Here is a 14,864-nt window from a genome sequence, read left to right on the forward strand (position 1 = left end):
TTCCCTTTTTACTGTTCATTATTATACAGTAGAAAATGATAAATTCCATTACATAGTTATGCGAAAACCATTATATAGTTATGTTCATCTCTTTATTTATTTACCCTACTAGATATAATTATAAAATCATCGAGATACATGTTATAATTTTCAATATTTCAGAAAAACCGAACAATTACCCCATTTTGTGTGATGGCTAGGTAATAAATAATCTAATCTTACCATTTTACTGATTCTTGAATACATAAATAAACTTAAGGGTGAAAATGCATGAAAAAAAATGTACATGTCGTAGGTGCAATTATTGAAAATGATAAGCATGAAATATTTTGTGCGTTAAGAAATCCTAATATGGTACTAGCAAATTATTGGGAGTTTCCTGGTGGCAAGATCGAAGAGGGGGAATCACCTGAACAAGCGTTATCCCGTGAAATTTTAGAGGAATTTAATTGCTCGATACAAGTTGGGGAAAAGGTTGAGGATACCATTCACGAATATGAAAAATTTATTGTACGCTTAGAAACATATAAGGCTTCCATCATAAAAGGAGAGCCTGTCATGCTAGAACATGCCGAAATTAGCTGGGTTCCTCGGAACGAACTTTTAAATCTCAATTTTGCTCCCGCTGATATCCCGGCAATAAATAAAATACTTGCCGAAAAATAGATGAGAGAAAAGAGCCGAATACTTTCTGCATTCTGCTCTTTCTATTTTCTACTGTCCTCATTTAAAGCCATTTTCTATTCGGTGGAATACTTTGAGGAAAATTAAATACATTAAATGGGTCGTATTTTGTCTTTACTTCTCTTAGCATTCTAACATTACGACCATAATATGCAGTTAGCCAATCTTTGATAAAACGATCTGGGAAATTCACATAATCACCGGCTGTGTAAGGAGACAAAGCACGTCTTAAATTTTCCACCCACTGAATATTTTTCTCTTCTTCTTTAGGCTTTTCCCATGAAGTATTGTACTCTTGGGCAAATAAAGCATTCCTATAAAAATAGGCTGTTTGGTTTGGTGCAATTTGACTTACCGCACCTCTAAGAGATTGCTGCCAAATGGTCGTATTTTTATTTGGAGCATGCGTTAAAAATTCTTTCATTTGTACAATCGCAGCATGGGGGAATGGCCTTATTATAAAGGACCCAGACCTTTTACGAAGGGCTGGTCGGTTGCCGCTTGGTAAGTCAAAAAATTCTACAGCCTTAATATACGGTACTTCCTTTATCCATACACTCGTTGGTGAACCTGTTTTCTTTAAAGGACGGAGAAGTTTTTTTAACTCAGATGCTGAACCTATAAACTCTCCTTGAGCAACAATTTCACCCACTTCCTTTGATTTAAGCTCAATCTGTGAGGTTAAGCGTTCATCTGTAAAAGGCGCCCATTTTTGCCATGCATCAAATGCACGCTCGAAATCCTCCCATCCCCATGTGATCGAGAAAATGGACACATTAGCAATAGGATGCAATTTAAATGTAAGGGCTGTAACAATGCCAAAATTCCCTCCTCCACCACCACAACTTGCCCAAAATAAATCACTATTTTTCTGCTTGTTAGCTTGGATTACTTCTGCTCCTTCATGACCACTTGCACTAACCATTTCAATTTCAATCAAATTGTCACAAGTTAACCCAAACGGACGCGACAGCATGCCAATACCCCCTCCAAGCGCCAAGCCAACAACCCCTACACTACTTTCGGTTCCTGCAGGGATTGTAACACCATTTTCCCATAATTCCCGATACACTTTTCCTAAATTAGCACCTGCTTTAATTTTCGCTGTCATATCTTGAAGATTAATTGTTATGTCATTCATTTCACTAACATCTATGACAAGACCTTTATTTAATAATGAATAATTTTCATAACTATGTCTTCCACTTCTGATTCGAAATGGTTCATTATTTTCTCTCGCCCATCTTAATGCGTTTATAACGTCTTTCGTATTTCGACAAAACACAATAATACTCGGATATTTTGGATCATTTAAGTTATTATTTGTTCTTGCTTGCTCATAATCCGTATCTTCAGGGGTAACAATTCTTCCTGTGAGCTTTACTTTCTTCAACATACAGCCCCTTTCTCAAATGATGCAATGCATATGTTCTATCCTATGCGTATCACTTGGAAAGAATATGAAAATTGAAATTTTTTATCAAGTGAAAATTAAAGATAAATACTCATTTTCTTTATTCATACATATGATGCTATATTGAAACCAACTAGGAGGTCTTCTAATGATTATTCATGTAGTGAGCGCTGGTGAAACACTTTGGCAAATTGCAAACCACTATTCCGTACCTATCAATTCCATTATCCAATTAAATGCATTATCTCATCCAAATCAATTAGTAATCGGACAATCACTCGTTATCCCCTCTCCTTATACAACTCATACTGTAAAAAAGGGCGACACTTTATCGTCGATTGCCCAACAATATAGTGTATCTATTCAATCGATTATTACAGAAAATCATTTAACAAATCCAGATGTCTTAACACCTGGAACTAAGCTAGTTATTCCACCTATTACACATATTGTGAAGCCTGGAGAGACGCTAGCGCAAATTGCCAATCAATATGGTACGACTGTTCAGGCAATTGTTTCGGAAAATGGAATTACAGACCCGAACATGATTTATGTTGGCACAAGTTTGATCATTCCAAGAGCTAAGCCTTCCATTGAAGTAAATGCTTATACGTACCAAAAGCCTGAAGAAGCTGTTCGTTCGATTAACGCTATCGGTCATCTCCTTACTTATTTTAGCCCCTTTGCTTATATGATTAAGGAGGATGGAACATTACAGCCTGTAGAAGATAAAGAAATGCTCGATGCGGCAATTCCCAAAAACATTACACCTATGTTAACCATTACTAATTTCTCTTCCACACAAGCAGGCTCCAACTTATCCCATGTTATTTTATCTAGCGCTGAACTACGGGAAAAGGTCATCAACAATGCGCTGAAAGTGATGGAAGAGAAAGGCTATAAAGTATTAAATATTGATTTCGAAAACGTTCTTCCAGCAGATCGGGATAATTACAATGCCTTTCTTCAGTTAGCTGTTGACCTTCTTCATCCAAAAGGTTACCTAGTATCAACGGCACTTGCACCAAAAACGAGCGCAACTCAGGCAGGAACATTATATGAGGCACATGATTATGAGGCACACGGTAGAATTGCAGATTTTGTAATTTTAATGACATATGAGTGGGGTTATCGACTTGGTCCTCCACAAGCTATTTCACCTATTAATGAAATGAGGAAAGTTGTGGAATATGCTTTATCAGTAATGCCTGCTCACAAAATATTTTTAGGCTTTCAAATTTACGCTCGCGATTGGCTTTTACCACATGTTAAAGGGCAAGAAGCAGAAACATTCAGCTCTCAAGAAGCCATAAACAGAGCCGTAAAATATGGAGCAACCATACAATACGATAGGATCGCTCAATCACCTTATTTTCGTTATGTTGATGAAAAAGGTAGAAATCATGAGGTATGGTTTGAAGATGCTAGAAGTGCACAAGCTAAGTTTGACATGACGAAGGAATATAATCTTCGAGGTATTAGCTATTGGGCGTTAGGTTTTCCTTTCCCACAAAACTGGGCACTTTTAAATAATGATTTTTCCATTAAAAAGGTTTCATTATAAACCCCTAAAGAGTCGCCTAGCTGGAACGAAGATCAAATCAACTTATATAAATGATTAACAAATGTCATCTACAACTTTTGGAGATGAGCCAACTTTTCAGTAAAATCCACGCTTTTTTGCTTAGTATACGTATTTAAGGATTAACTATTAACACAAATTTTTCATTTAATTCTTACCTTTCCATGATAAAAAATCGATTCGAAGCCATATTAAGAAATATCAAAAGGAAAGGAGAAACTAAACATGGGAAGAGACAATAAGCAAGGGCAAAGCGCAAACAAAGGGTCATTACCTCAAACGCCAAAAAACCAAAAAATAGCACCAGACAAAGCTAGTGAAGCAGCCAATGAAGAATTTTCTCAAGAGTTTATGAACCTGATTAATTCGGTCACTAAAGAAGGCAAAACAAAAAAATAAGGGGGGCTTCAAGTGGATTTAGAACGTGCACAAGAAATTGTCGCCTCACCAAAAGAATATGAAGTAAGCTATAATGGCGTCTCTATTTGGATTGATAAGCTTCACGATGATGGTAAAACAGCAACTGTTCATTTACGTCGATCTTTAGAGGAACGATCTGAAGTGGACATAGGAGAATTAAAGGAAGAGTACCTCGTACATTAGACTTTATCATCAAATAAAAAAACTGCTTACTTCCTGTAGTGAAGTAAGCAGTTTTAATGTTGTTGAAAAATATCATGTCAATGAAATTAAACTATTCGATAAAGTATGGCACTTCGGCAAAACGAGTGTGTATATTCTGGCATGTCATTCTAACTTCTATCCATCACTTTGACGGTTCTATCCACGTCTTCGGATGCTCTATCCACGACTTTGGCTGTTCTATCCACGACTTTGACGGTTCTATCCACGTCTTCGGCTTCTCTCCGTCGCTTTGGCTGTTCTATCCACGTCTTCGGATGCTCTATCCGTCGCTTCGCCACATCTTTCACAAAGATTTTCTTAACCCATTTTATTCAACACTATGAAATCTCCTTACTCTCTACAGCGAAGTAAGCAGAATTCTAATGCCATTATTATTTTTACAATTCCCCCTCTGATAAGCCCAACTTTAAATGACGAAATCCTCCACATATTTAATCTCTGTTAATATATCACTTGCTCGATTGTGTAACTCTTTGTAGTTATTGGAAATCTGTTCGGCAGAAATTGGCTTACTAAATAAATATCCCTGGATATAATCGCAATCACCCTCAATCAGGAAAGCAAGCTGCTCGACTTCTTCTATTCCCTCAGCAACAACTTTCAATCGCAAATGCTTCGCCATTGATAAAATCATAGAAACGAGCGCTTCATCATTTGGATTATGCTGAATATTCCGAACGAACGCCCGGTCAATTTTTAAGCAATCAATTGGAAAATCTTTTAAATACGAAAGCGACGAATATCCTGTTCCAAAGTCATCGACAGCAATTTGGATACCAAGTGCCTTTAATTCATGAAGCAACTGTGTCATTTGATCGATATTCATTGTCATACTTTCCGTAATTTCTAATTGTAAATATTTTGGCTCTAATTTTGTACTTTGTAAAATTTCTTGCACCATTTGCACTAAATCCTGTTGAAATAATTGACCGAGAGATAAATTAACAGCAACCTTTATTGGTGGCAAACCTTGCTTCTCCCATGTTTTCACTTGAGAGCATGCTGTCTCCAAAATCCATTTCCCTAATGGAATAATTAGTCCCGATTCTTCTGCAATCGGGATAAACAACTCCGGTGAAACAAATCCACGCGTTGGGTGACGCCAACGTACTAGAGCTTCCACCGATTCAATTTTGCTAGTTTTTAAATTTACCTGAGGCTGAAAATCCAAATAAAATTCTTCATTAGCTAATGCCTTATGAAGCTCTTGCTCAATCAAAATACGGTCAGCTATGCCATTTGACATATATGACTTATAAAAAAGAAATCTTTGAGGTATTTGACTCGCTTCTCGCATCGCTAACTGAGCATGCATTAAAAGCTCTTCACCTGAGCAATCTTCATCATGCAGGGCAATGCCAATATTAAGATTACCGTTGAGAGAAAATAATTGTACTTGTAATGGTTTTTTCATTGCATTCTTCAGGTTAAAGCAAAATTGTAATAGTTCTTCAGTAGTTGTTACATGATTGATATAAATAACAAACTGCCCCTCACGAAGCTTTGTTGCATAATAATGAGGAGGTAATATAGCTTGTATTCTCTCAGCTACGAGCTTCATCATTTCATTGGAATAGCTAATACCTATAGACGAGCGGATGGCTGCAAGACGATCAATCTCAATTGCAATGATTGCTTTTTGATGACTATTGGCATGTAAATCCTCTTTTAAGGTTTTTAATAATAAATGTTCATTCGGAAGCCGCGTAATATCATCATGAAAAGCTTGAAAGCGAAGCTCCTGCTGTGAATGCTCAAGGTCTTGCTTTATTTTTAATAATTGCTGATACGGTTTTTCGACCGATGTATAATATATTGCTTTAAAGAAAAAGTAGAATGCAAAAAATTGATAAATAAGTGCAGAAAAACCCCAAATAGATTCCCAATCTTTAATGAAAACAAAGAAAATATCGCTAATAATTAAATAAATTGCAGCACTATTTAGCCATATAACTCGTTTGGACAAACTTTTTATATTCTTACTTAAAATCACAATCGTTGCACCTTGTACAACAGCAGACACCAAATGGACAATAGCCTTCACTTGATTCAGCAATTGTTCTTCAGGCAAGAAATAATTTGAAGAGAAATACACTAGTACAAAACTCAACAATACAAATATTAAAGAACTTCCATATGTATAAATACGATAATTCATCGTTAAGCGTTTTTTGGGTTTTAAAATAATAAAGAGAAAACCGATTGATAAGCATAATCGCATTATTATATGTAACAAAATTTCCATATCTTGTGTTTCAGCCATTGGATTTTGTTTGATCACTAAGCTCAACATTTCCAACAAGGCGATGACAAAAAATAAATTACCTATGTATATTATTTGATTTGATAATAAGTGTGAAAAAACGAGCCAAGATTGAATAGCGATTGCCATTGTACAAACAATAATTAGTATTTGTATAATCAAATGCAAAGAGATGTAGCTTTCTTCCCTAAAAATACCAAATACCTGATTACTTAAACTTAAAAGTGGTATAACTAGCAATAATGGCAATACTATATACCAAATCTCTTTCTTTTCTATTTCTAATTGATTCAAACATTTCTCCAACAAAAACCCTCCATACCAATATATATCTTTAAATCCGATAGGTAATATCACCCATCTAAAAAAGACTCTTCCTCAAAATAATTAAAGTATGCCAATATTCGTTTTTCATTTTGATATTAGCATACTTTTGATGTTTTATCGCTCTATTCTTATTCTGAAGATAACAATTCACGCAGCTTAATCATTATTCTTGTGCGTCTTTTCTTCACTGCATCCACAGATAAACCTAGTTCTTTAGCTATTTCTGAGTAACTATAACCTTCTACATAAAAAAGTAGCAATATTTTTCTTTCTTCCTTTTTTAAATAGGACATAATACATTCTAATCGAGTAGGATTTATATCACTCATTTCATACTCTCGAACATAATTTATCGTTTCATTATCCACGAGTGTATAATTCGTTTCAAATAACCTTTCCTTTGAAAGTTCTTTTAAAATTTCTCCTTTGACGCTTGTATAAATGTAAGAAGAAAACAGCCCTTTTGATGGGTCCGCTTTGCGCCAAGCCTCCCATACAGCTATGGACGCTATATGACGATAATATTCAAAATCCTTATAAATTCGGCACTTTAATAAAATCGACGTGATCATTGGTTGGACTAATTCTAATACTTCATCAAATGGTAGTTCAGGTGATAGCTTTTGTTTAGTATGCTGTGTTGTCATCCTATTTTCCCGTCGACTATGCACAGTCCAATATTCCTAGGTGTCTCTATCATAATTATTATACGAAGAGGATGTCGAACAGCTCTTTTGTCGTTATGACCCGGAAGTTTTTATAAACCTTTCTTCATATTTATACATAATAACAGTATTATATTTTAAAAATCATATGTTTTTAATGTAATTCTATACATATTTCAAAAAAGGTTGGACAAATTACTACTAAGGAGGCGAAATAGATGAATTTTCAAATAAGAGATGCGATTACGACAAACGTACATGGCCAATCAGCGGCCGAATTTAAGGATATTGTCGAGGATGCTATTAGCCGTGGTGAAGAGCATTTACTACCAGGGCTTGGTGTGTTTTTTGAAAAATGGTGGCAGCAATCTAGTCCTGCTGAGCAGGATGCATTTACCCAAAAACTAGAAAAAGCCTTTGCTCACTAATTTTTTATAGACAGTTCATTCCATTTCCAATAAATGCATGATAAAGTTTAATTTATCAGAAAATTAGGAGGGATTGGAATGACTGTTGCTGTAGAATTAATAGTAAATCAACTAAAAAAGGTTTTATCTGAAGAACAGGTGTCAACAAACGAAACGGTGCGACAGCTACATGGAAGGGACGAATCACATCATGCAATGAGCTTACCAGATATCGTTACCTTTCCTCGTTCCACGGCCGATGTTAGTTCCATCTTAAAAATTGCTCATGCGGAACGTGTACCCGTCGTACCTTTTGGTGTTGGCTCAAGCTTGGAAGGAAATGCAATTCCTATTGCAAATGGCATTTCTATCGATTTCTCTGAAATGAATGCTATTTTAGAAATTCGACCAGATGACCTGCTAGTGAAAGTACAACCGGGTGTAACACGTTCTCAATTGAATAAAGAATTAAAAAAATATGGACTTCAATTCACTGTTGATCCTGGTGCTGATGCCACACTTGGTGGAATGGCAGCGACAAATGCCAGTGGAACTACCGCAGTTCGTTATGGTGTTATGCGAGATCAAGTGCGCGATTTAGAGGTTGTACTTGCAGACGGCTCTGTTATTCATACTGGTAGCTTAGCAGCAAAATCTTCTTCTGGTTATCACTTAAATGGTCTTTTCATTGGCTCTGAGGGTACGCTAGGTTGCTTCACAGAGTTAACTTTACAAGTCTATGGTATACCCGAATTTGTAACGGCGGGACGTGCAGTTTTTGCGACAGTTGGCGATGCTGTCAGTGCAGTAACCGCATTGTTGCAGGTGGGCATTTCAATTGGCCGTGTTGAACTGGTCGATGAAGCCTCTATCAAACAAGCAAATATTTATAATGAAACAGCCTATGATGAAAAACCAACATTATTTTTAGAATTTCACGGAAATGAAGCGGGTATGCACGCTGATATAAAATTTGCTAGAGAAATTTTTGAGGACTTTGGTTGTCTTTCTGTTGAATTTGAAAAAGACAATGCTGCACGGAATAAGCTCTGGGAGGCGCGCCATTCCTTGGCCTATGCATATATCCATGCCTATCCGGGGAAAAAGCTTATGTCGACTGACGTTTGTGTACCGATATCTATGCTTGCTGAGTCCGTTTTATATGCTCGTGAACAGCTTGAACAACTTGATCTTGCAGGCGGAATTGTAGGCCATGTTGGAGACGGTAACTTCCATGCCTTGTTAATGTTAGATCCAAATAATGCTGAGGAGCAAGCAAAAGCAGACCGCTTCAATGAGCATATTGTTCAATATGCTTTACTACGTGGCGGCACTTGTACTGGTGAACATGGTGTTGGTCTTGGGAAAATGAAATATCAGTCTACGGAGCACGGAACATCTCTATTAGTGATGAAGAGTATAAAGGCAGCACTTGACCCACATAATATTATGAATCCAGGAAAAATTTTCACTATGTAAACTTATTATCACTTTTAAACATCTTGAACCCGTTGGAGATCAGCGGGTTCCTTTTTTATACGGCCTTTTAGATTACCCGCTAAACAAGAAAAAAAGTAACCTAGCGTCTCCCAGGTTACTTTACTATGTAGCGATGTGGTCATCCACCTTGACAACGTACACCGCGCGTGGCTTACATCCCTCTGTCTGCACACCACTGTTATGTTATTCACATTGACACCCCCTGTTGCCGATGTGAACTCTGTATATCTAGTACTTCTCAACCCGAGAAGTATATGTCACAAATTAAGCTAAAATTGATGCTAGAACCGCTTTCTGTGCGTGGAGTCTGTTTTCTGCTTGCTCAAAGATGTAAGAATTCGGACCATCAATAACAGATGTCGCTACTTCCTCTTCACGATGCGCAGGTAAACAGTGTAGGAACATGTAATTCGGCTTTGCGTATGCAACAAGTTCATCATTAATTTGGTAACCTGCAAAGTCTTCTAGACGTTTTGCAGTTTCCTCTTCTTGCCCCATTGACGTCCATACATCAGCGTATACTACGTCCGCATTTAAAACCGCTTCTACAGGATCATTTGTGATTGTAATTGTACTACCATTTGCTGCTGCGATAGCCTGTGCTTTTGCGATAACCTCTACATCACATTCATAACCAACTGGCGTTGCCACTGCCACGTTCATTCCTACATGTGCAGAAGCGACTACTAATGAATGCGCCACGTTGTTGCCATCTCCAACATATGCAATTTTAAGTCCTTTTAGTTGACCTTTATTTTCAGCGATTGTTTCTAAATCCGCTAAAGCTTGGCAAGGGTGATAAATATCGGTTAATCCATTTATAACTGGTATAGATGCATGCTCTGCAAGCTCCTTCACCATAGCATGAGAGTTCGCTCGAATCATAATACCATCTAAGTAGCCTGATAACACATATGCTGTATCATATATTGATTCACCACGACCAATCTGCAAATCACGCGCATGCATAAACATACCTTTCCCACCTAGTTGAATCATACCTACTTCAAATGAAATACGAGTACGAGTTGAATGTTTTTCAAAAATCATACCGAGTGTCTTACCTTCTAGTAGCTTCGGACATTTCCCTTCTTTTGTAATTATTTTTAGTTGTGTTGCTAATTCAACTAACTGTTCAACTTCTTCACTTGTATAGTCTAGCAAGGTTAGTAGGTCCTTACCTTTTAAGCTTGATACTAACTTTAACTGTACTTCCTCGAGTAATTTCATCGCCTTCGCTCCTTGTTTCGTTGCTGTTGGGATTAGTATAACAAATGCATAAATATAAAATCAACTGAATTTTTATGTTTATTTTCAAAAATTAGAATTTTATCTTCTCATGTGTCTAAAATGCGAACGTTTGAATATTTATGCATTTTTTTAAAATTGCATTATTGTTAATACATATTTATAATTAATATATATTAATTATTTAGGTGGTAAAACGTATGGAGAAGGAATTGGTACATCTTATTAAGGAGATAAATCAAATTGATTATGAAACCAATTTAATGTTAACCGAAGAATTTTCCTCTATATTGGATGAAACATTAACTTCAAAACAAGCAGTATTTTTAAATCTTCTTCGAACAAAAGGTCCTCTTCAAACTTTTGAATTGGCAAAGTTAATGGGGACATCTGCGAGTGCAGTTAGCCAATTAGTAAATAGGTTGGAGCAAGAAAGCTATATAAAAAGAACAATGAGTAAAAAGGATCGTAGAGAAGTTATTATAGAGCTAGATGAACGGGGACATCTTTATTTTCAAAAGCAGGAGGAAATTGAGCTTGCTATTATTTATAAATATTATACAAAGCTCAATCGAGAGGACTTGTTACAATTAAAGGACATACTTTCGACATTACATTTTATTATTTCAGAGGAGCAGGAAAAAAATAAGCGTTCATAATGGAGGTATTATTGTGGATTTATATAATTTAAAAAAGGACATTTTTAAAATTGCTTATCCTTATATAAAAACTCGCCCAAATGTTGCTTTATCCATTGGTATCATTTCTCAAGGTCAGGAAGTGACTTTTACTTTTGGTGGCTCGAACTTTATGTTGGAAGAAAAACCTTATGTATATGAAGTTGGATCGATTTCTAAAGTTTTTACTACATCCATATTGGGGGAAATGATTCAGGAAGGAAAAGTCCATGTGGAAGATTCTATCGGCAAATACTTTTCAACAATTCCCGATAATCACCCTGTCACACTAAAACGTTTAGCCAATCATACTTCTGGGCTACCGGGAATAGGTGTACTAAAAAACATTTCCAATCTTTTTGATGCACAAACACCTCGTGATCCTTTTTGTCAATATTCACTGGACGAGACTATACATTATTTTAAAACGCACACAGACGAGCCCAAAGTTAAATTTCGCTATTCTAATGTAGGAATGGGGCTTTTAGGGTATATTTTAGCCAATACACTTCACACTGATTATGAAACTGCTATCAAACAAAGATTAACAGATCCTTTAAACATGCCAAATACATTTATCTCTATCCCTTCTGATCAAGCAGAGGCCGTATTGCAAGGATACACGATCCTCGGCCATAAAAAGCCACCACTTCAAATGAATGACTTTATGGCAGCAGGGGCAGTCCGTTCAACTGTTAATGATCTTTTAAAATTTGCGAAAGTACATTTAAGTGATGAAAATTTAGGTTATACATTAACACATCAAGCGACCGAAACCTTTTCAGAACATAAAGGTATTGGTTTAGGATGGCAACTCGATCACAATATCATTTGGCATAACGGTTCGACGAAAGCTTTCTCTAGTTATTTAGGGTTTGATAAAACACAACAAACTGGCGTTGTTGTTCTTTCAAATTATCGATCGCCTATATTGGCAACAAACCCTAGTCAAATTGGTAAAGATATATTGCAGCTTTTACAGGTCTAATAGATGATTATATGAATTTATCGATAAGTATTGTTAAATTATCGATAAAAATTTTAATTTATCGACATAAAAAACAGCCCTCAAACATTTAAGTTTGGGGGCTATTAAAGTAAAAGTATCTTCCACTAAATTCTTCATCCTTAGCTCTGTGCGGCGTCTACGGTTATGTAAGTATTGCTATAAAGAAGCATATTTATATTTTTTACATTCCACAATTTCCTAAATTCATTAATAGGAACTTTTCGATTATAGCTATTGTTATCATCATTACAATTCACCAGTTCCCTTAATGATTCTGAAAGGTAGACATAGTCCTTGTCATATCCTACGACAGGGACAAAATGCAAATTATTACGATCCTTATGTACCTTAATAAAAACAATTACGGGAATTCCTTTACTAACTTCGTACTTTAGTGTATTTATATTTCCTTTATAATAGCTTGTTTTAAATCCCTTTTTTCTTAGCACCGTACGGATTCCTTTTGGATATACATTACCTGACCTCATTTTACTAGGGAAATTAGTATATAACTCATCACCATCGGCCTCCATTCCAAAATGGCGCAACACATATGCTGTTGAAAATGCTGCACATTCCCTTTCGTTTTGTATATCTATCCTATTATTTCGTTTAATTAAATAGTTAGCTGGATAATCTCTTTTTCGTAAAACAGGTATGGGTAATGTCATTAAATATGCATTAATGATCGTTGATATAATAATCCATAAAATAGCTGTTCTAACAATAAACATACAACTCCCCCATTGCTTTGCGTCCATATCGCAACATTTTAACCTACCGAGTCAGTTGAATAACTGAATAATCAGTTATTATGTCTAGTGTAACATATTCACAAATATTGGTGTGCGGGAATTAGACCTCCCCATATCGTCCCGGTGTCTGTAACAGACAATCTCATTTTTTGCACTTGTACCATTTATCTATCGCCAAACTTTAAATTCCCCTCTTGAACCTCTAGTTACTTGATGTATTATGATTAGCTTATACCAATTGATAGGAGGAATTTTGATGAATACTAAAAAATTTTCTATTGGAGAATTTTCAGAAAGGACAGGAATACCAATTCCTACTTTGCATTACTATGATGAAATTGGTATATTACAACCTGAAAAAAATCCTTCTTCAGGGCATCGCATTTACAATCATCAAGATATTATTACATTACAAAAAATTATTAGTCTAAAATTTCTAGGGTATAGCCTTGATAAAGTTACTACTTTGTTAAATGAATCAAGTTTTAATATGGATTTAAATGAAAGCTTGTCCCTCCATTTATATGCTGTAGAAAAAGAAAAGGAACAAATTGAGCAAACAATGCGAGCAATTAAAAGAGTAATTAAATTAGTCGAGGTGGAAGGAGAAGTGGATGGTACTGTATTATTAAGCCTTATATATAGTATGAGTACAGAACAAAAACAAAATGAATGGATGGAACAACAAAATTTAAAAGTTGTTGTGGAAGAGTTATCAAAGAAATCAGAAGAAGATCAAATTGCATTGGATAAAACATTTATTCATTTAACTAAAGAAGTGAAAAAATTATACGGTTATCCAGTGGAAGACTTGAAAGTACAAGAGATGGTAAAAGAATATTTAGAAGCTACTTTTTCATACCTTGGTGAAAATTTGATACAAAAACTTGCTGATATAGATATAGAAGAGGTGGATATTCAACAATTCGAAAATATGTCATCTTCCCCCTTCACGGAAGATGAACAAAAATGGTTTAATCAAGCAATGCAATATTATATGCAATACACAGAATGAGCTTAGAAATGGACTTAGTTAAATAGTTTGAGTGTAAAGTTGAAAAGATAAAACATATTTTATTGATTTTTGCGCTTCACGGATGGCTAAAAGGAGCTATATTTTAATAAGAATAGGACTTGTGTGTATGATTGAATTTAAGTATACAAGTCCTTTTTTCAAAAAAGCCCCCTAACATTTTTGTTAGAAGGCAAAATTATGATTTATCTATTTAGTTCTTTTCATGCTTAGTCAAAAATAATTTTATTCACTGCATCACGATCTAATTTTTTAATAACTTCCACCATTAATTTTACAGCATTATCATAATCATCACGATGTAAAATACCTGCATGTGAATGAATATAGCGTGTTGCAATACCGATTGATAGTGCTGGCACACCATATTAAATTTATTGTGTTATGATTCTCTATAGACATAATTTTCAGTTATTTAAGACGCAAGGGGTATTAAAGCTTCTTATCAAGGAGTAGTTGAACTTAACATTGTACGTTGGGAATCTATTGACAATTTAGGCAAACAGATTACCAAAGTTAGAGACTCACAAAAAATTTATACAAATGACATAGTTGAAATACAACAAGTTGTAGATTTTGGTCGAGTTACAGAAAGGTCTCATAGAATACTTATTATTTTTAACTTAAAAAGGGACTTGGATAATATTGGATAAAA

Annotated in this window: 15 protein-coding genes and 1 pseudogene; 10 read left to right on the plus strand and 6 right to left on the minus strand. The window is 35.4% G+C overall.

Annotation, left to right across the window (positions count from 1 at the left end):
• The first annotated feature begins 270 nt into the window (after positions 1–270).
• The gene (locus tag QUF91_RS20570) at positions 271–666 is read left to right on the plus strand and encodes a (deoxy)nucleoside triphosphate pyrophosphohydrolase (RefSeq protein WP_289419199.1); all 396 of its coding nucleotides are present in this window, start codon (positions 271–273) and stop codon (positions 664–666) included.
• A 61-nt stretch (positions 667–727) separates the two neighbouring features.
• On the opposite strand, the gene QUF91_RS20575 is transcribed toward QUF91_RS20570, so the two are convergent.
• Entirely contained in the window at positions 728–2,077 is a 1,350-nt protein-coding gene (locus QUF91_RS20575; protein ID WP_285395640.1) for an FAD-binding oxidoreductase, read from the minus strand.
• 169 nt (positions 2,078–2,246) lie between these two features.
• On the opposite strand from QUF91_RS20575, the gene QUF91_RS20580 reads away from it, so the two are divergent.
• From QUF91_RS20580 to QUF91_RS20595, 4 genes are all read left to right on the plus strand, one after another.
• On the plus strand, positions 2,247–3,662 hold the full coding sequence (locus QUF91_RS20580) for a glycoside hydrolase family 18 protein (protein WP_285395611.1): 1,416 nt from the start codon (positions 2,247–2,249) through the stop codon (positions 3,660–3,662).
• Positions 3,663–3,905: 243 nt separating this feature from the next.
• Positions 3,906–4,079 carry a hypothetical protein gene (locus QUF91_RS20585; RefSeq protein ID WP_285395613.1) on the plus strand — a complete coding sequence of 58 codons (174 nt, stop codon included), beginning with the start codon at positions 3,906–3,908 and terminating at the stop codon, positions 4,077–4,079.
• 12 nt (positions 4,080–4,091) lie between these two features.
• On the plus strand, positions 4,092–4,283 hold the full coding sequence (locus QUF91_RS20590; protein WP_285395615.1) for an H-type small acid-soluble spore protein: 192 nt from the start codon (positions 4,092–4,094) through the stop codon (positions 4,281–4,283).
• Between the two features lie 62 nt (positions 4,284–4,345).
• Entirely contained in the window at positions 4,346–4,648 is a 303-nt protein-coding gene (locus QUF91_RS20595; protein WP_289419200.1) for a hypothetical protein, read from the plus strand.
• 83 nt (positions 4,649–4,731) lie between these two features.
• On the opposite strand, the gene QUF91_RS20600 is transcribed toward QUF91_RS20595, so the two are convergent.
• Both QUF91_RS20600 and QUF91_RS20605 read right to left on the minus strand, forming a co-directional pair.
• Complete coding sequence (locus tag QUF91_RS20600; protein ID WP_285395621.1) at positions 4,732–6,894, minus strand: bifunctional diguanylate cyclase/phosphodiesterase; 2,163 nt, start codon at positions 6,892–6,894, stop codon at positions 4,732–4,734.
• A gap of 149 nt (positions 6,895–7,043) precedes the next feature.
• Positions 7,044–7,562 (minus strand): sigma-70 family RNA polymerase sigma factor, encoded by a 519-nt coding sequence (locus tag QUF91_RS20605; protein ID WP_285395623.1) that lies wholly within the window; start codon positions 7,560–7,562, stop codon positions 7,044–7,046.
• A 236-nt stretch (positions 7,563–7,798) separates the two neighbouring features.
• On the opposite strand from QUF91_RS20605, the gene sspI reads away from it, so the two are divergent.
• Both sspI and QUF91_RS20615 read left to right on the plus strand, forming a co-directional pair.
• Positions 7,799–8,008, plus strand: coding sequence for a small acid-soluble spore protein SspI (sspI, locus tag QUF91_RS20610; RefSeq protein WP_079563188.1), 210 nt, complete (start codon positions 7,799–7,801; stop codon positions 8,006–8,008).
• Positions 8,009–8,086: 78 nt separating this feature from the next.
• Positions 8,087–9,466 carry an FAD-binding oxidoreductase gene (locus tag QUF91_RS20615; RefSeq protein WP_289419201.1) on the plus strand — a complete coding sequence of 460 codons (1,380 nt, stop codon included), beginning with the start codon at positions 8,087–8,089 and terminating at the stop codon, positions 9,464–9,466.
• A gap of 285 nt (positions 9,467–9,751) precedes the next feature.
• Here QUF91_RS20615 and argF read toward each other — a convergent pair whose 3' ends face one another.
• A complete protein-coding gene (gene argF / locus QUF91_RS20620) occupies positions 9,752–10,717 on the minus strand; it encodes an ornithine carbamoyltransferase (protein ID WP_285395629.1) in 966 nt (321 codons plus the stop codon).
• 218 nt (positions 10,718–10,935) lie between these two features.
• On the opposite strand from argF, the gene QUF91_RS20625 reads away from it, so the two are divergent.
• Both QUF91_RS20625 and QUF91_RS20630 read left to right on the plus strand, forming a co-directional pair.
• On the plus strand, positions 10,936–11,394 hold the full coding sequence (locus QUF91_RS20625) for a MarR family winged helix-turn-helix transcriptional regulator (RefSeq protein ID WP_285395632.1): 459 nt from the start codon (positions 10,936–10,938) through the stop codon (positions 11,392–11,394).
• 13 nt (positions 11,395–11,407) lie between these two features.
• Entirely contained in the window at positions 11,408–12,400 is a 993-nt protein-coding gene (locus tag QUF91_RS20630) for a serine hydrolase domain-containing protein (protein WP_285395633.1), read from the plus strand.
• Between the two features lie 140 nt (positions 12,401–12,540).
• On the opposite strand, the gene QUF91_RS20635 is transcribed toward QUF91_RS20630, so the two are convergent.
• Positions 12,541–13,155: a cysteine peptidase family C39 domain-containing protein gene (locus QUF91_RS20635; protein ID WP_285395634.1), complete on the minus strand. Its 615-nt coding sequence runs from the start codon at positions 13,153–13,155 to the stop codon at positions 12,541–12,543.
• 277 nt (positions 13,156–13,432) lie between these two features.
• Here QUF91_RS20635 and QUF91_RS20640 point away from each other — a divergent pair, with 277 nt between their 5' ends.
• Positions 13,433–14,191, plus strand: a complete 759-nt coding sequence (locus QUF91_RS20640) for a MerR family transcriptional regulator (protein ID WP_289419202.1) — start codon at positions 13,433–13,435, stop codon at positions 14,189–14,191.
• 227 nt (positions 14,192–14,418) lie between these two features.
• Here QUF91_RS20640 and QUF91_RS20645 read toward each other — a convergent pair.
• A pseudogene (locus QUF91_RS20645) lies at positions 14,419–14,574 on the minus strand (peptidase M28); the annotation flags it as partial.
• Between the last annotated feature and the right edge of the window lie 290 nt (positions 14,575–14,864).

The sequence above is a fragment of the Lysinibacillus sp. G4S2 genome, assembly GCF_030348505.1.
In the GTDB taxonomy this organism is placed as follows: domain Bacteria; phylum Bacillota; class Bacilli; order Bacillales_A; family Planococcaceae; genus Lysinibacillus.